The organism is Solimonas soli DSM 21787, assembly GCF_000474945.1.
GTDB lineage: Bacteria > Pseudomonadota > Gammaproteobacteria > Nevskiales > Nevskiaceae > Solimonas > Solimonas soli.
This window is the reverse complement of sequence record NZ_KI440839.1, coordinates 1-20807: the sequence shown is the minus strand read 5'-3', so window position 1 is coordinate 20807 and position 20807 is coordinate 1. Positions and strand designations below refer to the sequence as shown.

Here is a 20807-nt window from a genome sequence, read left to right as displayed (position 1 = left end):
ATGGACCGGAATCTATCGGTCAGGCTGGATTTTTTACGATGGATTGCCGCGATGATGGTGTTTCTCGCGCACTATGGACATTTTGCATTTCCGACGGTCCCGCAGCATCGCTTCGCCCCATTTGGATTTCTGGGAGTTGCAATATTCTTCGTGCTGAGCGGTTATCTCATTGCTTTCGTTTCCGAGCATAAGCACGAAACATTTCGAGACTACTTTATTGCGAGAATAGTGCGACTTTACTCGGTCTATGTTCCGGCCATTGCGTTAACTTTTATTTTAGATTTCTCTGGCCGTCAAGTCGATGTATCGAAATACCTCGAATATGTGGACCCGTTCTCCGCACGCGCATTGGTTGACTTTATTTTTGTCAGCAGTTTTCTACATGAAAACAGTTTCGCAAGCATACGCTGGCTCAGCAACGGCCCGATGTGGACGCTGGCATACGAGTTTTGGTACTACATAATCTATGGCGTGCATACCTACTTCCGGGGTAGGCAACGCATCCTACTTCTTGGGATTTCGCTGCTTATCTCTGGATGGAAAATTATTTTGCTGTTTCCTATATGGCTTGCTGGAGTCTACCTATACAGAAGGCAAGCATCGGTTCGGAGGTCTTTGCAAAACGAGCGGTACTTGATACTGGTCGCCTCAATTCTGCTTCTTATTGCAATCGTGATGCCCCCGTCATTTAGAGCGTTCATTGATATCTGGGGTATGGGTTATCAGTTCCTTCCGGCAGGGCAACATTGTTGGTTCCTCTTCTACTATGCATGCGTTCCCTCGATCGTCGGAATTGTATGCTGGTGCATGTTGGATAAAAGCGACTCGCTCCTGCGTTTCAGGCATATTATTCAATATTTTGCCGGATCAAGCTTCTCGCTGTATTTGTTTCATGTTCCTATCATCGTTCTTTTCTCAGCGTTTGGATTATTTTCTATAAATTTGGCAGTCACTGCTATCAGTGCCGTTGCCATCTTCGCTTTTACCCTTCTATTGGCTCTGGTCACCGAGCATAGAAAGGCTTTTTGGCGCATGCTTTTTGAAAAACTACTGCCTCAGGTTTCCTATGCCAAACCGTGAATATGATTTCGAAGCCGATGGCTTCATAGTGCTACGCAAGGTGTTCGACGAGAACACACTTGCGGCGATGCGCAAGCTGCTCACAGAGATTGTGAAGTACGCTGAAATCGGCCTTGAAGACCCGTTCGCCAGATACTACCTTCGGCATCGTGCTGATCAAGGCGTGCTCTACGATCTCTTCCAGCGACATCCCGAAATCCAAGCGCTGGCACGTAATCCGGATATTCTCGAAGCTCTTACGACTGTGCTCGGTCCAGATATCCTGCTGTACGAGAACAGCATGGTGTATAAGCCAAAGGGCAAAAAAAACGGCGTACCTTTTCACCAAGATTTTATTTCGCGACCCGACGAACCGCTTAAGTTCATTGCCTGGATGGCGATCGACCCAGTCACAGAAACCGGCGGTGCGCTGAAGATTATTCCAGGCACGCATAAGGGCGGTTTCCTAAAGTGGCACCGCGTGAAGGGCGAAACACATCATGATCGCGCGGACGTCAGCCACCTAGATACCGACAAAGCCAAGTTCATTACGCTCGATCCGGGCGATGTGCTTATCTTTAACCAACTTGTCGTGCATGGCAGTGACGAAGCCCATACGGAGTCATTGCGTCTGGTGTATCGAGCGTCATACCAAAGTTTTGACGAAATCTATGTGCCCCGCGGCGCGCCGATTGTCGTCCGCGGCGGCCATCCCTCTGCCTTGCAGCGGCGCTTTTCGCGGCCCTACGAACCACCACGCAAAAAGAATATTGCGCGTCGTATCGTTAACCGAATCGGCCGCTCGCTCGTAGACTTTTAGGTCGATCATATGTCCTTTGCCTTGTCCAGCCGACTGCAGCAACTATCGCTTCTCGTCAAACAGCGGCCTTTGGCACTCGAGAAGCCGATCGTCATCCAATTTCCGGTGATCGACATCTGCAACTCTCAGTGCCAGATGTGCCGCATTTGGGAGAACAAAAAATCCGAAGACATTACTCCGGATCAACTCCGGATAGGGCTGCGCAATCCGCTTTACTCTGAAGTGGCCACTGTCGGACTTAATGGCGGTGAACCCACGCTGCGCAAGGACTTGGCTGCACTAGTGCAAGTGTTGTTCGATGAGCTACCTAAGCTCAAGTCTATTGCGTTGATCACTAATGCGTACCGTTACAGGGAAGTGATACAACGCATTGGAGAAGTGGGGAGCATTGCGCATCGTTACGGTGCTCGGCTCGATGTTATGGTTTCGCTCGATGGTTTTGGCGAAATGCATGATCGCGTGCGTGGAAAGCCTGGCAATTTTGCGCGCGCCCAACACGTTATCGATTTTTGCAAGCATTCACCGGAAGTCGATGCATTACGCATCGGTTGCACCATCATCAAGGAGAACGTCTATGGACTTGCTGACTTGTTCGACTACTGCCACGAGCAGAACCTCTATGTAAAGTATCGGCTCGGGATTCCGCACAAGCGGCTCTATACAGAAAATCTCCGTGACCCCTATGCGCTGACTAACTTTGAACGGTTCCACATCGCCGAGTTCCTTCATGGCCTCATTGAACACTACGAGCCTGGCGATGCACAGAAGTTTTTCTACCGCTCATTGATCGGCCAACTTGTTAATGGTGCATCGCGCCGCGCCGGCTGCGACTGGCAACATCGGGGCGCAACCATTACCGCTCATGGTGAGCTGCTGTACTGTGCTGTGCAGAGCAAGACACTCGGCACTATTCACAAAGACGACAGCCAAGCAGTCTTCTTCAGTGAGCAACCACACCTGCAGGACATCATCACCAACAAGTGCGATGACTGCGCCCATGACTATGTTGGCATTCCACCGCGTGACGAGCTGGCGCGGCGAGCCGCGGGCAAGGCGCTCGCTAAATTTAAGAGCCTCGGTATTCCTGGGACGAGTAAAGCTCTTTCTTTGGCAAAATCAATGGTGGCACGTCGGCGCTACGACCGCCGCATCTCGCAACTCACAGGTATTCGTAAATCGGATTCGCCTGCCTACAATCTCCACCGTGATGTAGGAGAGGCCAAGCGTTATCTCATCTGTGGTTGGTATGGCACTGAGACGCTCGGAGACAAAGCGATACTGGCCGGACTTATTCGGGCACTGCGGCGAAAGCTCGGATCGGTGCAGTTCGCAGTGGTGTCCTTATATCCCTATATCAGCCAAATTACGCGTGACCAGATGGAGGAGTTGACCGGCTCCGAGATCGTGACCGTTGAACAGGCACTGACCAACATCGATCACTTTGCTGGGTTGTTCTTTGGAGGTGGGCCGTTAATGGCGATCGACGAGATCGCCGACATGCGTGTGCTGTTCGAGCGTGCGGTCGCGTCTGGCGTGCCCACAGCGACGCTGGGCTGCGGCCTTGGCCCCTTCGGTGGAACGTACCGCAATCGCGACATTGCGCGCCTGCTCAATCAGGCCAGTCTCCGCATTTATCGCGACCCGCGGTCGAAAGAATCTGCGCACGAAATTGGCGTTGTGGTTAGCGACGCGACAGATCACGTTGCGGAGGATCCAGCATTCACTTGGCTGGCCGCCATTCGCGAGCAGGTACAACCAGCTGAACGACCAGTCGGGCGCCAACTTATACTCGGCCTGCGTGATTTTCCCGCGCAGCAATACGGTGCACACCTTTCCGGAAAAGTTGTAGCTGACGCCAATCGCCGCTTTGAAGGCGCCATCCTGGACGCGCTAGAGCGCTTATTGGCCACACACAACGATCTCACCGTAGTGCCCTTGCCGATGTGCACGAATCACTTCGGTAGTGACGATCGCTGGTATTACCGCAGATTGTTACGCCAGCGTCCGCATCTGCGATCCCGGATGGATTTATCCCTGCTTGGCCCTGAACTTACTCCGCTGGACTATGCGCGCGTCTTCGCAGGTGCAGACGCAGTTCTGGCCATGCGCTATCACTCGTTGGTGTTCGCGCTTGGACTACAAGTGCCGGCCGTCGCCATCGACTACACATTGGGCAAGGGCAAAGTGCAGGCACTCGCAGCAAGTGCCGACGTTGCATTTCGCTCTTTTCTCGACGTATCGGCGGATTTTCTTGTTGACGCCTTGGGGCCGCTACTTGCGGCACGACAGCGACGCGCCGCACCGGATTTAAAGTTGGAATCGGTGCTTGACACGAATATCGCATCCTTGCTGCCTGTTTCCGCTGAAACTCTTGTATGAAGGTGCTGCATGTCAGCCACTTCGACGTCCAGGGTGGCGCTGCGCGGGCAGCGCATCGATTGCATGCAGGTCTGAGAAAGATTGGCATCGATAGCCAGATGCTGGTGGTCCGCAAGCGATCACAAGACGAGCACGTTCATGCACCGTTGCACGGGATACGCAAGCTCCCTAGCCGGGCGTATGGCTGGGTGGAAGATCGATTGAGTGCGCTACAGAAGGATGGCAATCGAATTCGCCATTCGCTCAATCTCGCGCCCAGCGGACTGGGATTCTGGGCCAATCGCGCCAAGCCAGATATTGTGAATCTGCACTGGATTGGCTTGGGAACGTTGTCGATCGGCGAGATCGCTCAACTACGTGCGCCGGTCGCTTGGACGCTCCATGATATGTGGGCATTTACCGGTGCGGCGCATTACGAAGAAGACGCATTGGGAGCGCGCTGGGAATCCGGCTATTTCGCAAGCAATCGCCCACCGACTTTGCGGGGTATTGACTGGGATGCAAAGATTTACGCGCTTAAGCAGCGGCGCTGGCAGAACAAGACTCTTCATCTGATCTGCCCAAGCCGCTGGTTGCAAGAATGCGCGAATCGGAGTGCATTGATGGCCCATCAGCCGAGCCATACGATTGCTAATGCTATCGATCTGGATCTTTACCGGCCTACAGCTCGTGCCGAGGCGTGCCGACAGCTTGGCCTAGAACCGGGCGGCCCACTGCTGCTGTTCGGCGCTACATCTAGCACCGACGATCCGCGCAAAGGTTACAAGTATCTGCGCGCGGCTCTCTCAGCACGAGCGGAAGATCTTAAAGTGCGCGGGGCGCGGTTGCTGGTATTTGGCAATGCGGCGCGGGATAACGAGCAACTAGGCGGTTTGCCCACCCACTACTTAGGCAACGTGAGCGAAGAGCAGACGCTGGCACTAGCTTATTCTGCTGCAAATGTTTTCGTTGCCCCTTCAATGCAAGACAACCTGCCCAATACCATGGTTGAGGCTTTAGCCTGCGGTACGCCTTGCGCCGCTTTTGACATTGGCGGCTTCAAGGACTTGATCCGGAACGGCTACAACGGCTATCGCGCACAGCCCTTCGACGCGAGTGACTTGGCTGCAGGAATCGTGTCGCTACTGGATGCAGATTGCGACTCGTTGCGCCGTCAAAGCCGAGAAACTGCCGAACGGCAGTTAAGAGATATCGACGTGGCAATGGCGTACTGCCGAATTTACGAAGCCATGCTGAGAGCAAGAACGTCCTCATGATCAACGTCCAGCGCTGTTTTCGCATATTAGTGGCTATGCTGGCAGCGCTATTGTCGTTCGACGTCGCAGCGGTGCAGCCTCAACGCGATAGATCCAGCGCTATTGCCTTTAAAAGCAGCGAAAAGGACAACATTTTCACAGCTGAACGATCCAGCGTCGAAATAACCCCTGCGATAGCTGGTGCCAAGGTGTTGGCGTTAACGGTGAAAGACGAATATGGCAAAACTGTTAACTTGGCTCTGCCGGCGTTACCCGCGCCCAACGTGATTCTGAACTTGCCTCAGCGCGGTTATTATGCAATCGACGCTCAGGTCACAGGGCAAGCAGGATCTTGGAGCACCACAGCGGCTGTAATTGGGCAGGCAGCTTCTGCGGATCCTCATTCTCCATTTGGAATCTGGACCGTGCATGGAGATCCCAAACAGGCTTTGAAAGCGGGTTCCACATGGGCACGGCAAATATGGAACCTGCGTGACTATAGACTCGACAAGGATGGAAGGATAATCAGTCAGCGCCGCAAGCGTGGCGATTATCAAGGTATGAAGCTCATTGGCACATTAGCGTATGGGCTACCAGATTGGCTTACATCTGACCCGAGCACGACTAGAACAAAGAAGCTGGCGGCGCCCAAAGACTGGGACAAGTTCAAGGAACTAGTGGCGATGTTCGCAAACGACATCGAACCATTTGCGCCGTATTTCGAGATATATAACGAGCCCGAATACGCTTGGCAAGGCAATGAAGCCGATCTCGTGAAAATGCTCATCACGATTGCGGACATCATCAGGACTGCCCGGCCATCGACTAAGATTATTGGCCCAACCTTCGCCAATCTGGATGTCGACCGCCTGCGGCGCTATCAGCGACTTGGCTTTTTCGACCATATAGACGGACTTTCCATTCATCCTTACGTTGAGGGGACGGCGCCGGAAGGAAAATTTATACAGAAGATCCGCGAGATCAAAGCGTTTCTTGTCGAGACGGGCCATGCAGAGATGCCGATCTATATGAGTGAATGGGGATGGACGACTGCGGCGGGCGGCTGGCAACCGCCGGTAAGCGAACTTGTGCAAGCACAATATTTGACCCGTTCGCTGGCGTTGATGCGTGCCGAAAAGATCGACGCTCTCCTTTACTTCTGCCTTCGCTTTAATTCGCAGCAAGCGGGCGTGCGCGAATTTTCCGTCGTCCATGCTGATGGAACCCCCAAGCCAGCCTATGCTGCGTTCGCCAACGTGGTCCGCTGGCTCTCGCCAGCGATTGACAGCAGACGATTGGACACCGGTTCGACAACGGAGATGGTGGTCTATCGCACCCCGGATCATAGTGTTCTTACCGCCTGGGCACCTGCCGGCGCACCCACGCCGAAATTGCCGGAGTCGCTGGGTAATTGGGAAGACATGATGGGCCGTCCGCTTTCGGGTGCGCTACCGCAGCTGAGCGGGAGCCCAATATTTGCGCGTATTGCCGACCCAGGATTTTTCGACGTACATGTCGAATCTGCATTATCCGCTCGCGCTGGTGATACGTTGAAGATAGACGGCCTCACCGCCGCGCCGACTCCGCTAAAGATCACCGCTGACGGCCAGCTGAAAATCCCAGCTAACACGATAAGTGGAATTTATTTCATAGCATGCCAATTTCAAAGCAATTGGATCCTCAAGCCATTGAGCGTGAAAAACAAGCCATGATGGGGCCACGCATCACCACGATAGTGGCTGTGTTCAACGGGGCCAACACCATAGAGCGCTGCCTTAAGAGCTTCGTCGAGCAAACATATAACAACAAAGAATTGATTATTATGGATGGCGGCTCTACTGACGGTACAGCCGATATTCTCACGCAATGGGCGGCTCATATCGGTTATTGGGAGTCGGCGAAGGATCGGGGCATCGCGCATGCTTGGAATAAAGCGATCGACAAAGCATCCGGTGATTGGTTTCTTTTCATTGGGGCCGACGATGTCCTTGCATCTCCCGACGTGATGGCACATGCCAGCGCAGAACTACAGCAGGGGTGGGACGTGATTTACGGCCAACTCAAGTTCGACGGTGGACCTCACGACGGGCAAGTGATCGGAGAAGTTTTCAATCCGTCAAAATTACGCCGCCGGATGTGCATTCCCCATCCAGCGGCGTTTCATGCGCGCGAGCTATTTTGCCGCTTTGGACAGTATGACGAAACATACAAAATCGCCCTCGACTATGAGCTTCTTCTTCGCAAATCCGATCTGCGTGCGCGGCATTTTCGGGGCGTGGTTACAGTAATGGCGGGTACCGGGGTCAGCTCGCGTCAGCTTGTACGTTCACTCGGAGAGGCACGCCGTGCACAGCGCACACATCTGTCAGATCCTGCATGGCGTCGAGAGCTTTGGTACTGGCTTTATCGCGCGCGCAGCGCTATCCGATGATGAACTTTATCATGAACGTTTTCAATCTGATTGCAGAAGACGTAAAGCGTAATCACGGCAACATAAAGTTGCCACTGATTGTCTTTTATCGACTGGCTCACGCGGCGTCCGTTCATAGGAAACACTTTTGGGTGCACTCACTGTGGGCGCTTCCAGTATTGGTTATTTATCGATTATTAACTGAATATTGGTTCGGATTCGAGTTGCCCGCAGCGACGACAATTGGAAAAGGTCTTATCGTGGATCATGCCTACGCAATTGTTGTGAATAAAAACACCGTAATCGGTGATTATTGCCGCCTTCGTCATTGCATCACGATTGGTTGCAAGCTGGACCAATATGGGCGCCAACAAAAATCTCCCAGAATCGGAAATTATGTGGAAATTGGCGCTAACGCCGCAATCATCGGTGACATTGAGATTGGGGATCATTCGGTGATCGGAGCTGGCGCAGTCGTAATTAAGGATGTGCCCCCGTATCACATGGCAGTCGGCAATCCCGCACGTACTATTCCGCTAAAATTGGAATCCTGCAGTCCACCATGCGAGTAACTCATGTCAATGTTAGGCTCGCCGAAGGTGGCGCCGCTCAAGTAGGTCTCGATTTGCACCGTCGCTTAATGCAAGCGGGCGATAAAAGCGAATTCTTCTATGGATACGGCCCGGGTGCCGGAAGATCGCCGGAAGAGGCCCATATCCCCGGAGCGCGGCAACTCGGCAGCAAAATTGGAGCGATGACCAATTTTATCGCCCACCGAATTGCTGGAGTAGAGGTTTTGCCTCCCTACGGAGATAGAGCAGTTTCATTTGAGGCAGCCATCAAGCATTCTGATGTAATCCATTTACACGCCACGCACAGCTACTATTTACCCCTCGGCTGGTTGAGCAAGCAATTACGTGTCTCACAGAAACCAATCGTCTGGACGGCGCATGACTTTTGGTTGCTTACAGGTAGGTGTGCTTTTATCGAAAACTGTATGCGGTGGACCGTTGGGTGCGGAAAATGCCCGACACAGAAAAATTATCCGCCAGCCATGATCGATGTGTCGGCCTCGATGAGAAGGTACAAGCAAAAAACACTAGCACCGCTAATCCCAATGATGACTATCGTAGCACCGACTCCGTTTGTAGCTGACATGTTCAAAACTGTTTTCCCCACGGAGCAAGTAAAGGTGATTTCTAATGGCCTTGACTTTGATTTTGAGCAAAGTGTCCGGAGAATTAATTGGGAAACTAATAAGCAGCGCGATAATACGCGGGTTCATATTATCGTTATAGCCAAGGACTTATCAGATCCCACGAAAACCGATCATGAACTAATCAATAAGCTATTGGGGGGCGGTAATGTTATTCTTCATACCGTTGGACAAAATTCTCCTTTTTTCAATCCCAACGTCATTAATCACGGCACTCTGACGGATAGACAGACTCTGGCTGAAATCCTATTTTCTTGTGATTACCTTATATTTAGTTCAAAAAAAGATACATTTGGTCTGGTGATGGCAGAAGCAATGGCGTGTGGTGTTACTGTTTTGGCGGTTGATAGTCCAGCTGCTCGAGCTGTATTAGGTGGTGTAGATTCGCATCCACTGGCGGACCTAAATTCATTTCTGGAGCGTGTTAAAAGCCGGCCTTCCATTTTCAATAGGAAAATGCTAAGTGAAAAGGCACTGAGGCGTTTTAGTGGCGGGGTCATGATGACCATGTACAAGCAGGCGTATGGTGAGGCAATCGGGCGCGGTCGTGCGTAAGAAACCGTACACATTTCTTTTGCTGGCTTTGCTAGCGATCCCCTTACTTAATAGCACGCTACTATTCTCCTCCGTCGTATCTGTAAGAATCCCAGCTTATTTAACTTCCGTAGGATTTGTAATTCTTAGTCTCGTCACCAAGGGAAAAAGTGCTCGCTTCGCTCAGTGGCCGGCCGCACTTAGTATTCTTTTTTTAATTGGCTCCTTTGTATCATTTTTTACCGCCGACGCGGCTTTGGTGGCCACCAACATTCGCCAGTCCCTTTTTTATGGCGTACTATTTTTTTGCGGACTTGTTGGGTATGCATTTTACACGGAATCAATGCGGCGTCGTGTTGATCCGGTTTTTTTGATGATTAATATTCATTCCGGATTATTCATTTATGGCATCTATACATATTTCGCGCAGGTTTACGACCTGCCAGAATTTTTTTCGTTCCTTCGTAGTCCTCCAGACACATCAGCCACACGAATCACCGTCTTTTCCGGTTGGGCTAGCGCAAATCGCGCGTATTCTGTGTGGTACGAACCTTCTTATAGCGGTATTGTGATTGCCGCAACGTTGCCATTGCTTTTTCTTAGCAATGACAAGAAATTTAAAATTTTATTCCTATTCTTTGGCGCAATATTTTCTTATTTCACTTACTCCAGAACGAGTTGGTTGATATTTGGCTTAGCAATTTTGGGTTATTATCCAGTTAAGATGCTTTCCAGAGTCCGAAGTCTCATTCCCGGAATATTAATTCTTCTGGGAATAATAGTTATCACAATTGCTGCCAATGCCATAAACCCCGAATCTATTGGAAGTGATATTTCTGTTCGAACAAGATTCAATACAACAACAGCAGGGCTGGAAGAATATAAAGAAAGTCCCATATTTGGCTTGGGAACACCAACACTTTCATCCGGAATACATGCCGGCGACGCTACGGTACATATTCATAACTCTTTCGTCGGGATGATGCATTGGCACGGAATTATTGGCCTGCTCATTATGATGTTGCCGTTTTCAATTCTAATATGGAAAATGAAATTATTAGGCGCCGAGGCTAGAAGCAAAAAATCTGCAGCTTGGTCGTTCTGTATATTATGCAGTGTTGCGATGTCATTAGGCGGATTTCTGGTTGCTTTATCGACATTCTGGTTCTTTTGGGGCTTTTTCTGCTGTGTTCTCGATAATGATCGGCAGACTCAAAACGAATCGCCCCTTAAATTTAAGAATAAGCGGGGGATAATTGGTTTTTCATGAATATGTCGAAACATATAATTAGCGTGATCACAGTATCCTTCAATGATAGGAAGGGATTGATCGATGTCCACGATTGCCTTCGGCGGCAAACGTTCAATAACTACGAGTGGATTGTTATTGATGGCGCTTCTACTGATGGCTCGGTTGAATATCTTCGTAGCGTAACTATATCTAATTTTTCATGGCTTAGTGAAAAAGATGAAGGAATATATGATGCTATGAACAAGGGCGCAGCCCTTGCGAACGGTGAATACCTCGTCTTTCTCAATGCTGGCGATGTGTTGCCTTCAATTAACACTCTCCGAACTGTTGCGGAAATTTTGTTGGCTGAAGCGCCGGACGTCTTATTCGGTGCTGCCGAATTAATTCTTCCCAGCGGTCGTTCGATAACTCGGTTAGCGCGGTCTTCGAACAGCTATATCTGGCATGGCGTGCCCGCTAATCAGCAAGCTACTTATTATCGTACTAAACTTGTTAAAGATGAACCATACGATCTGCGCTATCGAATTTGTGGGGATTATTATCTGGCCGCTCAGCTTGTCAAACGAAGAAGCCACGAGAGCTATACAAACATGCCACTCGTTAAATTTCGAGTAGGGGACACTTCTTACCGCAACCCTAGGCGCCTATTCATGGAGCCATATGCAATTCAGCGTGATGTCCTTGGCCTCCCTTTCTGGATACGCGCCAGGAGTTTCTTTAAACGCGGCATATCCACGGTGGGCCTGCGCATATTATCTAGCTTTCGATAACTTTAGCCTTATAAGAATGACGCAAGTAAGACTTTCAGATTTTGATGCATCGCCATTCGATCGCGGCGCGCCGCTTATGCTCGAAGCTATCTGGTATATTACAAAACGAGTTTTCTTTTTAACATCAATTCCATGGCCTAGTAAGATAAAATGTTCTTTACTTCGCCTATTTGGTGCGCGGATTGGTAGCGGATGCGTCATAAAGCCGCGAGTCAATATTCACATGCCATGGAAGCTTTTCGTTGGTGACGACGTCTGGATTGGCGAGGAAGTATTTCTTTTGAACTTGGATAGGATTTCTATTGGTGCCAACTGCTGTATATCTCAACGAGCATTCCTATGTACTGGAAATCATAATTACCGCATTGTAACTATGCCGTATAGAAATGAGCCTATCCTCGTTGAGGACGGGGCGTGGATCGGAGCGGCGACGTTTATTGGCCCAGGGGTAACCGTGGGTCGCGAGGCAGTTATTAGCGCCGGATCCGTTTTGACTCAGGACGCATCCGCCGGCATGGTTTATGCCGGGAACCCTTGCGGCATCGTCAAAACACGTTGGAAGAGCTAGTAAAATTGTATCTAACCAAGAGTAAGCGGGGTGAGTACGAGTCAGTTATTCGACTATTAGCGGTGCCAAAAGTCGAGGTGCCTTTTGAAAAGACTAAAGATCGGTTTATTGATTCATCGAGCTAGAAAGTTGATTGCGGTATTGCGAAATAGAACGTTCCGTGTAGTTTTATTTCGGCATGGGGTCGCCGCAGCAACCGAGCATTGCCAATGTCTTGCCGCTCTTGATTGCTCGTTAGTGATTGATATAGGCGCCAATCGTGGGCAGTTTTCTCTTGTGGCTCGCTGGTTATTTCCAGGCGCGAGAATTATATCTTTTGAACCTCTGCCGCATCCTGCCTCGATCTATGAGGCGATCTTTGCCGCAGATAAATCGGCGATATTGCATCGCTTCGCTATTGGACCGGAACGAGGAGGCACTTCCTTTCATGTTTCGGGGCGAGATGACTCTTCCTCCCTTCTCCCCATCGCACCCCGCCAAAACGAACTCTTTCCGGGTACACATGAAGTTCATACGATTACGGTGCAGGTGGCACCGTTATCGATGTTTCTGACGCCGTCGGAGATAAGCCGCAATGCCTTACTCAAACTGGATGTCCAAGGCTTTGAATTGCAAGCTTTGATGGCTTGCGCGGATCTTTTGCCTAAATTTAAATATATTTATGCTGAATGCTCATTCGTGGAGCTTTATACGGATCAAGCACTGGCGTCATCGGTGATTCGTTGGCTTGACGAAAGAGGATTTTTGTTTGTTGGCATTCAAAATATCTCTTATGATTCCGCAGGCCATTCTGTGCAAGCCGATTTCCTATTTAGAAACCGTTTTCTATCCGTTTAAGTTAATCTCGATTCCAATGGGATCGAATTTTCGATATCAAGGCCAGAAAATGTAGTCGATCTGGGGCAGCTTCAAAGTCAAGAAGCGTTTCGCTAATGCCGGCTAGCTGTTCGAAATTGAGCTGCGAGCGTCATTAATATCTCTCTGCCCTGGGGGGCGCATTCTGGCCGGCCTTCCGGTGCGTTTTTACTAACCGCCTTGAAATAGGGATCTGGGTTTAATTGGAGAGGATGCCGTGACGGCTAGGTTCGTGCCAAACTATCATTAAGTTTTTTTAAGAGTATCTCTGCATATATCTGGCTCAAGTATAATTTTCTTTTCCTATTTGTTTGAGAAGGGAAGCTAGCCACTTCGCCTCTGTTGGGGGGTATCAGAGAAAGACGGCGCTTAGTAGTGTTAGAGCGCCGCTGAAGGATGAAGATTGCGTCGAGGGCAGGTGTGGATGATGAGATGCTCGCAGTGTGGGTGATTCGATGCTTGCCGTTAATGTTGAGCTACCGATAGGCATTCGATGCATTTTTAGATGGCTCAGAATTGCCGGCATGCCCTTGGGGTCGATTTCCGTTTCTTTCCGCCGTGCCTCCAAGGCCTTGGTAGCTTTCACGAGCTGCTTGGTATCGGTTGGGCGCTGGAGTAGATAGACAGTCTCCTGCAGGACCTCATACTCTTCAAACGAGAGCATTGCGACAGTCTCTGCTCACGCTTGCGCGTAACGATGACGGGAGTCCGATCCTGACGGGCTTAGTCCATGGTTGCGGCGGGGTTCTCGCGCGCGGCGATGTAGCTGATTGCATTCATGCCATACCGTCTGTAAGCAGAAGCAGGGGGCAGCTTTCAAGGACGGAGACCCTCTCCCAGGAGAGGGAAATGGCGAGCAGGCCTGACGTGAGCGGCATCCTAGGTAGGGATATTGCATTCGTCTAAAATCGGTTGCCGAGCTTATGAGCCGGTGCGGTCTGCCGGACATCGGTATTTGTTTTTCGTTTTTTGAAAGGAGATTTCTGAGTGAAGCGTGCTTTGATTACGGGTGTGACCGGCCAAGATGGCTCGTATCTCGCCGAACTGTTGCTGTCGAAGGGCTACGAAGTGCATGGCATCAAGCGCCGCGCCTCGCTGTTCAATACCAACCGAGTCGATCACCTGTATCAAGACCCGCATGAGACCGGTCGCAAGTTCGTGCTGCATTACGGTGATTTGACCGACTCCACCAACCTGATTCGCCTAGTCCAGCAGATTCAGCCGGACGAGGTCTACAACCTTGGCGCACAGTCGCATGTGGCGGTGAGTTTCGAGGCGCCGGAGTACACGGCGGACACCGACGCGCTCGGCGCCCTGCGCTTGCTGGAGGCGATCCGCATTGCTGGGCTAGACAAGAAAACCAAGTTCTATCAGGCCTCCACCTCTGAACTTTACGGCCTAGTCCAGGAGATTCCGCAGAAGGAAACCACGCCGTTCTATCCGCGCTCGCCCTATGCGGTGGCCAAAATGTACGCCTACTGGATCACGGTGAATTACCGCGAGAGCTACGGCATGTATGCCTGCAATGGCATCCTGTTCAACCACGAGTCGCCGCTGCGCGGCGAGACCTTCGTGACGCGTAAGATCACGCGCGCAATCTCGCGTATCGCACTTGGCCTGCAGGACTGCCTTTACTTAGGCAACTTGGATTCGTTGCGCGACTGGGGTCACGCTAAAGACTACGTGGAGATGCAGTGGATGATGCTGCAGCAGGAGGTTGCGGAAGACTTCGTGATCGCGACCGGCGTGCAGTATTCGGTGCGCCAGTTCGTGGACCGCGCGGCCTCGGAATTGGGTATTGCGCTGGAGTGGAAGGGCAGCGGCGTGGACGAGGTGGGTATTGTGACGGCGGTCACGAATCCGGAGGTGAAGCTGAAGCCGGGAACGAAGATCGTTGCGGTGGATCCGCGCTACTTCCGCCCTGCCGAGGTAGAAACGCTATTGGGCGATCCGACCAAGGCCAAGCAGAAACTGGGCTGGGTGCCGAAGATCACGTTCGAGGAACTGGTCAGCGAGATGGTCCGCGAGGATCTGAAGAGCGCCAAGCGGGACAGCATGGTGAAGCTGGCGGGATTTCAGGCATTTGATTTTCACGAGTGAGGCCGACCCATTTCACCAGTGCGCGCGCGCCTTCCGCAGGAGGGTAAGAGCCGTCGCCACTCCTGGTAGAAGGCGGCGCGTAGTGCCAGGAGACTCTTTCGGGGAGAGGTCTTACCGGAAGTAGGCCTTGGTGTTTTGATGCACTGCCGGGTTGTTCAAGACTCCGGTGGGTGTATAGCGGCGTAGGTCGCCGTGCTGGTCTGGCGGCCCTAGTGCTTTCAGGTTCCGCACTCTGAGTCCAAACGCGGCGCCATTTAGTGCGCCGTGATGCAAGGCTCGCCTGCAGTGTTATCGTCGTGGAGATGCTCGCATACGCCTTTTCCAATCAATGTTAGTTGTTGTGCATTGCTTCAAAAGATCATGGAGTGGATGATGGATTTCGCGGCAAAGATTTATGTAGCTGGGCATCGTGGCTTGGCAGGTGGCGCTATCGTGCGGTCTCTGCAGCGGAAGAGCTTCAATAATCTGTTACTGCGCACGCATGCTGAGGTCGATCTCACCAGCCAAGGCGCCGTAGACGCGTTCTTCGCGGCCGAGAAACCGGACTATGTGTTCTTGGCAGCGGCCAAAGTCGGCGGTATCCATGCCAACAACGCGTATCCCGCGGAGTTCATCCGCGACAACCTTGCCATCCAGACCAACGTCATCCATTCGGCCTGGAAGCATGGCGCGAAGAAGCTGCTGTTCCTGGGCTCTTCATGCATCTATCCCAAGCTCGCGCCGCAGCCGATGCCGGAGAGCTGCCTGTTGACGGGGCCGCTGGAACCGACGAACGAGTGGTACGCGGTCGCCAAGATCGCCGGCATCAAGATGTGCCAGGCATATCGCCGGCAATATGGCTTCGACGCGATTTCGGCCATGCCGACCAATCTCTATGGGCCGGGCGACAACTTCCATCTCGAGAACTCGCACGTGATGCCGGCGCTCATTCGCAAGTTCCACGAAGCGAAGGAACGGGGCGACAGCGAGGTGGTGATGTGGGGCACGGGAACGCCGCGCCGCGAGTTCCTGCACGTGGATGATCTCGGCGATGCGCTCGTGTTCCTGATGGAGAACTATTCGGACGAGGAGTTCGTGAATGTAGGTGTCGGTGATGACGTGACGATCCGCGAGTTGGCCGAGCTGATTCGTGACGTGGTCGGCTTCGAAGGCGCGATTACGCAGGATCTGAGCAAGCCGGACGGAACGCCGCGCAAGCTGATGGACGTGAGCCGTCTGACGTCACTCGGCTGGAAAGCGCGCATCGGTCTGCGGGACGGCGTGCGGGAGACCTATCGTTGGTTCATCGAGAATCAGGAGCGGTTCCGCCGCTGAGTGCGCCCGGTCAGCGAAAGTACGCCTTCGTGTTTTCGTGAACCAGAGGATGGTCTAACAGTTCCGCCGGCGTGAGGCCCATCCATTCGCGATGCTGCGCATCGGCCGGCTGAAGCGGCAGTGTTGATACACGCAGCGCGTGCGCCAGCACCACGTAATGCGTCGTGATGCCGGCTATCTCTGCAAAGTTGTTCGTATAAAGGTGCTCGAAGGCCCCCACGAAGCGCGCTTCGCCGCGTTGCAGCGTCAATCCGATCTCCGTTTTGGCGATCCGCTGAAACGCGCCATCCAGAGTCTCGTCTTTGCGAATCACGCCGCCGGGAACGAACCACGTGCCGCGCGCCGGCTCGTTGTTGCGCCAGCCAAGCAGGACACGATCTTCGGCATCCTGAATGATGAGATCAATGGAGACGAGCGGCGTGTGCTCGACAATCTTCAGCCACTCTGGTCGCGGCAGCAGTGTTCTGCTCGACGCATCCAGGCTCATCGTCCGTAAATGTCCTCGAAGCGCACGATGTCGTCTTCGCCCACGTAGCTGCCCGTCTGCACCTCGATGATCTCCAGCGGAATTTTTCCGGGATTGTCGAGCCGGTGCTTGTTGCCGAGCGGGATGTAGGTGGACTGGTCCTCGCCGAGCAGGAAGACTTTGTCATTGCAAGTGACCTGCGCGGTGCCGGACACCACGATCCAGTGCTCGGCGCGGTGATGATGCATCTGCAGGGACAGCTTGGCGCCCGGCTTGACCATGATGCGCTTGACCTGGAAGCGGCCGGCGAGGGCGATGGTTTCGTACCAGCCCCAGGGGCGGTAGACGCGCGGATGGGCCTGCGCTTCGCCACGACCTGACTCTTTCAGTTTCTGGACGATCTTCTTGACGTCCTGCGTGCGGTCGCGCGGGGCGATCAGGACGGCGTCCGCGGTCTCCACGACCACGTGGTCCTTGACGCCCACCAGGCTCACCAGCCGCGAATGCGCGCTGACGAGGTTGTTGTGCGCGTCCTCCAGCAGCACGTCGCCGCGCACGACATTGCCGCGGCCATCGGTGGGCGGCAGGGTGGCGAGATATTCCCAGCTGCCGACGTCGTCCCAGCCGGCGTCGAGCGGCACGAGCGCGGCGCGCGCGGTCTTTTCCATGACCGCGTAGTCGATGGAATCGCTGCGGCAGTTCTGGAAACTATCCGCGTGCAGGCGCACGAAGTCGAGATCGTGCTTGCCTTGCGTGTACGCCAGCTCGGCGTGCTCGGCAATGCCGGGCTCGAACTGCGCCAGTTCCCGCAGGAAGGTATCGGCGCGGAACAGGAACAGGCCACCGTTCCACAGGTAGCAGCCTTCGGCGAGGTACTTCTGCGCGGTGTCGAGATTGGGCTTCTCGACGAATTGCGCCACCTGGTGCACGCCGTTGCCCAGCGCATCGCCGCGCCGCAGATAGCCATAGCCGGTTTCGGCGCGCGTGGGCACGATGCCGAAGGTCACGATGCTGCCCAGGCTCGCTGCGCTCGATGCCGTCACCACGCTCTGCACGAAAGCCTCCACGTCGCGAACGGCGTGATCGGCGGCCATCAGGAAGACCAGCGTGTCTTCGCCGTACCTGGCCTTGGCGAACTGGGCGGCGACGGCGGCGGCCGGCGCCGTGTTGCGGCCCGCCGGCTCGAGGATGATGGTGGCGTCCTTGATGCCGATCTGCCGCAGCTGCTCGGCGGCGATGAAACGGTGCTGATCGCCGCAGATCACCAGCGGCGGCAGCGCGCCGGGAATGCGCGCGGCGCGCAGCGCGGTGTTCTGCAGCAGCGACTTGTCGTCGATCAGGTTCAGGAACTGCTTCGGGTACTGCTCCCGCGATTGCGGCCACAGGCGCGTGCCCGAGCCACCCGCCAGCAACACCGGCAGGATCTTCGCCGTGGTGTTCATCATGTTCATTGAAATCCCCATTTAACCATCGTTCCGCCAAGCGCCCCAAATTAGCGGAACCCGCGCCTGACGTTTGTGCGTCAGTCGGCGTGGCGGCCCGCAGGGCTTCAGTTTACGCGTGCGCCATTCCCTGCGCGGCGCCGCCAAGCCGGTCGATGGCCTGCAGCAATTCCTCGGTACGGCGTTTCATCAAGCCAACATCGTGCCGGGATTCCACGTTCAACCTCAGCACCGGCTCGGTGTTCGAGCCGCGCAGGTTGAAGCGCCAGTCCGGGAATTCGATGCTCAAGCCGTCCGTCGTGTCGACCGTGCCGCCGCTCTCGTACTGGCCGCGAATTGCCGCGATCACGGTCTTGACATCGGGCACGACGCGGTTGATCTCGCCGCTCGCCGGATACAGGCGCATGCGCTCGCCGACCAGCGCGGACAGCGGCTTGCCGGTTTCGGCCACCAGCTTGGCGACGAGAATCCACGGCAGCATGCCGCTGTCGCAATAGGCGAAATCGCGGAAGTAGTGATGCGCGCTCATCTCGCCGCCGTAGACCGCATCCTCGCGCCGCATGCGCTCCTTGATGAAGGCATGGCCGGTCTTCGACTGCACGGCCACGCCGCCCGCCTTGCCGACCACGTCGACCGTATTCCAGGTCAGGCGAGGGTCGTGCACGATCTTCTGGCCGGGATGCTCGCGCAACAAGGCCTCGGCCAGCAGGCCGACGATGTAGTAACCCTCGATGAAACCGCCGTTCTCGTCGAACAGGAAGCAGCGGTCGAAGTCGCCGTCCCAGGCCACGCCGAAATCGGCGCCGTGGCGCCGCACCGCCTCGGCCGTGGCGCCGCGATTTTCCGGCAGCAGGGGGTTGGGAATGCCGTTCGGGAAGCTGCCGTCCGGCTCGAAGTGGATCCTGATCAGCTCGAAGGGGAGGTGGGGTGCCAGTGCCTCCACCAGCGGGCCGGCGGCGCCGTTGCCCGGATTGACGACGATCTTCAGGCGCTTGCCGCCCGGCGCCGGCGTATGGCGGCACAGGAACTGGACCAGGCCTTCGCGAAAGCTTGCCGCGCGCATCGGTGCCGGGCCCTGCGGCGCCGTGGCCGTCGAGGCCGCCGTCAGCTCGCGCAGATCGTGCAGGCCCGAATCGCCCGACACCGGGATCGCGCCGCCGAGCACGAGCTTCATGCCGTTGTAATCGATGGGATTGTGGCTGGCCGTGACCTCGATGGCTCCGTCGATGCCCGCCTGCTGCGCCGCCCAGTAGACCTCTTCGGTGCCGCACAGACCGAGATCGAGCACCTCGACGCCGCGCGCGGCAAGCCCGTGCGCCAGTGCGTTGAGCAGCGACGCACTGGAGTGGCGGATGTCGCGGCCGAGCGCCACGCGCCGAGACTGGAAGCGCTGCGCGAACGCGAGCCCGAGGCGGTAGGCAATGTCTTCGTTCAGCTCGTCCGGAACACGGCCACGGATGTCGTAGGCCTTGAAGCAGCTGAGAGGCAGGGGCATGTTTCTGGAAGGGGAAGGGGCGAGTGCGGCGGGAATACTAAACGCTCGGCGGTCTGAATCCCATGCGTTTGTGCCGCTGCAAGGTGAATGTGTTCGCGCTTGGTGACAGTTCGTCGAGCGGCGGCCGATGGCCGTGGCCTTCGCCGGTTATTTTTTCAGCGCCGATATTCCGCTGATTCAATTATCGACCGATTATGTCTGACGCGGGCATTGCATTAAAAGTGAGGAGCCGGATCGGCATATTGCCTTGCCCAATGTTATTTCGATGCTGCGCGATTGAAACTCGCAAATTCCGGTTTAGAATCCGCTCCCGCGAGCCGGCCGCATAATCCGGCGTCATTCAGCATTTAAAACGAGAAAAGCATGGCCACCTATAGCGAACTATTGAAGCAGATCGAAGCATTGACGCGGCAGGCCGAAGACCTGCGGCACGCGGAAATCGAGAAGGTGATCGCCGAAATCCGCGAAAAGATGGAAAAGTACGGCCTCACCGTCGCCGATCTCGGCCTTGAAAAATCGCCGAAGCGCGGCGCAAAGAAGGCCGCCAAGGTCGCCGCGAAATATCGCAATCCGGCAACCGGCGAAACCTGGAGCGGCCGCGGCCGCACGCCGAAATGGCTGGCCGACGCGGAAGCGAAGGGACAGAAGCGGGAAAGTTTTGCCGTCTAGCACACGAGAATGCCCGCGCCGGTAATAGTTGAGAAGCGCCCACCTCCCCTGGCCCCTCCGCCCGCGAGCGGGCAGAGGGGGACGCCGGAACGACAGCACCGCGCGCGTATCGAGCCCTCTCCTACCGGCGGGAGGAGAGGGTTGGGTGAGGAGGGCGGTGCGGCGCGCGATGCGGGTTCAGTGCGCGATGCAGGCGCCCACCTCCCCTGGCCCCTCCCCCCGC

18 protein-coding genes are annotated in these 20807 nt (G+C 54.5%); 15 read left to right on the top strand and 3 right to left on the bottom strand.

Annotated elements, in window-relative coordinates; all coding sequences use genetic code 11:
• The 14 genes from K344_RS23685 to fcl all read left to right on the top strand — a co-directional run bounded on the left by K344_RS23685 (position 1) and on the right by fcl (position 16512).
• The gene (locus K344_RS23685; RefSeq protein WP_084197596.1) at positions 1-1080 is read left to right on the top strand and encodes an acyltransferase family protein; all 1080 of its coding nucleotides are present in this window, start codon (positions 1-3) and stop codon (positions 1078-1080) included.
• Positions 1067-1879 (top strand): phytanoyl-CoA dioxygenase family protein, encoded by an 813-nt coding sequence (locus tag K344_RS23680; protein WP_084197595.1) that lies wholly within the window; start codon positions 1067-1069, stop codon positions 1877-1879. The genes K344_RS23685 and K344_RS23680 overlap by 14 nt, the downstream gene beginning before the upstream one ends.
• Positions 1880-1888: 9 nt before the next feature.
• Complete coding sequence (locus K344_RS23675; RefSeq protein WP_084197594.1) at positions 1889-4258, top strand: polysaccharide pyruvyl transferase family protein; 2370 nt, start codon at positions 1889-1891, stop codon at positions 4256-4258.
• Positions 4255-5514 carry a glycosyltransferase gene (locus K344_RS23670; RefSeq protein ID WP_043114930.1) on the top strand — a complete coding sequence of 420 codons (1260 nt, stop codon included), beginning with the start codon at positions 4255-4257 and terminating at the stop codon, positions 5512-5514. Before K344_RS23675 ends, K344_RS23670 begins: the two co-directional genes overlap by 4 nt.
• Complete coding sequence (locus tag K344_RS24220) at positions 5511-7205, top strand: hypothetical protein (protein WP_157623093.1); 1695 nt, start codon at positions 5511-5513, stop codon at positions 7203-7205. The genes K344_RS23670 and K344_RS24220 overlap by 4 nt, the downstream gene beginning before the upstream one ends.
• On the top strand, positions 7148-7924 hold the full coding sequence (locus tag K344_RS23665; protein ID WP_084197593.1) for a glycosyltransferase family 2 protein: 777 nt from the start codon (positions 7148-7150) through the stop codon (positions 7922-7924). Before K344_RS24220 ends, K344_RS23665 begins: the two co-directional genes overlap by 58 nt.
• Positions 7925-7935: 11 nt before the next feature.
• Entirely contained in the window at positions 7936-8475 is a 540-nt protein-coding gene (locus K344_RS23660; RefSeq protein ID WP_169729319.1) for a serine O-acetyltransferase, read from the top strand.
• Positions 8466-9674: a glycosyltransferase gene (locus K344_RS23655; RefSeq protein ID WP_084197591.1), complete on the top strand. Its 1209-nt coding sequence runs from the start codon at positions 8466-8468 to the stop codon at positions 9672-9674. The genes K344_RS23660 and K344_RS23655 overlap by 10 nt, the downstream gene beginning before the upstream one ends.
• The gene (locus K344_RS23650; protein ID WP_169729318.1) at positions 9667-10923 is read left to right on the top strand and encodes an O-antigen ligase family protein; all 1257 of its coding nucleotides are present in this window, start codon (positions 9667-9669) and stop codon (positions 10921-10923) included. The genes K344_RS23655 and K344_RS23650 overlap by 8 nt, the downstream gene beginning before the upstream one ends.
• Positions 10920-11675, top strand: a complete 756-nt coding sequence (locus K344_RS23645) for a glycosyltransferase family 2 protein (RefSeq protein WP_084197589.1) — start codon at positions 10920-10922, stop codon at positions 11673-11675. Before K344_RS23650 ends, K344_RS23645 begins: the two co-directional genes overlap by 4 nt.
• Positions 11566-12243, top strand: a complete 678-nt coding sequence (locus K344_RS25050; RefSeq protein ID WP_366508748.1) for a WcaF family extracellular polysaccharide biosynthesis acetyltransferase — start codon at positions 11566-11568, stop codon at positions 12241-12243. The genes K344_RS23645 and K344_RS25050 overlap by 110 nt, the downstream gene beginning before the upstream one ends.
• Positions 12244-12327: 84 nt before the next feature.
• Positions 12328-13080 carry an FkbM family methyltransferase gene (locus K344_RS23220; protein ID WP_211234578.1) on the top strand — a complete coding sequence of 251 codons (753 nt, stop codon included), beginning with the start codon at positions 12328-12330 and terminating at the stop codon, positions 13078-13080.
• Positions 13081-14085: 1005 nt separating this feature from the next.
• Positions 14086-15198, top strand: a complete 1113-nt coding sequence (gene gmd / locus K344_RS0117810) for a GDP-mannose 4,6-dehydratase (RefSeq protein WP_028081804.1) — start codon at positions 14086-14088, stop codon at positions 15196-15198.
• Positions 15199-15570: 372 nt separating this feature from the next.
• Positions 15571-16512, top strand: a complete 942-nt coding sequence (fcl, locus tag K344_RS0117805) for a GDP-L-fucose synthase (RefSeq protein WP_028081803.1) — start codon at positions 15571-15573, stop codon at positions 16510-16512.
• 10 nt (positions 16513-16522) lie between these two features.
• Here the strand turns inward: fcl and K344_RS0117800 are convergent, their stop codons facing one another.
• The 3 genes from K344_RS0117800 to K344_RS22420 form a co-directional block, all read right to left on the bottom strand.
• Complete coding sequence (locus K344_RS0117800) at positions 16523-16972, bottom strand: GDP-mannose mannosyl hydrolase (protein ID WP_028081802.1); 450 nt, start codon at positions 16970-16972, stop codon at positions 16523-16525.
• 23 nt (positions 16973-16995) lie between these two features.
• On the bottom strand, positions 16996-18441 hold the full coding sequence (locus K344_RS0117795) for a mannose-1-phosphate guanylyltransferase/mannose-6-phosphate isomerase (protein WP_436278835.1): 1446 nt from the start codon (positions 18439-18441) through the stop codon (positions 16996-16998).
• A gap of 91 nt (positions 18442-18532) precedes the next feature.
• Positions 18533-19915 carry a phosphohexomutase domain-containing protein gene (locus K344_RS22420; protein WP_043114929.1) on the bottom strand — a complete coding sequence of 461 codons (1383 nt, stop codon included), beginning with the start codon at positions 19913-19915 and terminating at the stop codon, positions 18533-18535.
• A 402-nt stretch (positions 19916-20317) separates the two neighbouring features.
• Here K344_RS22420 and K344_RS0117785 point away from each other — a divergent pair, with 402 nt between their 5' ends.
• Positions 20318-20584 (top strand): H-NS histone family protein, encoded by a 267-nt coding sequence (locus K344_RS0117785; RefSeq protein ID WP_436278834.1) that lies wholly within the window; start codon positions 20318-20320, stop codon positions 20582-20584.
• Positions 20585-20807: the final 223 nt, after the last annotated feature.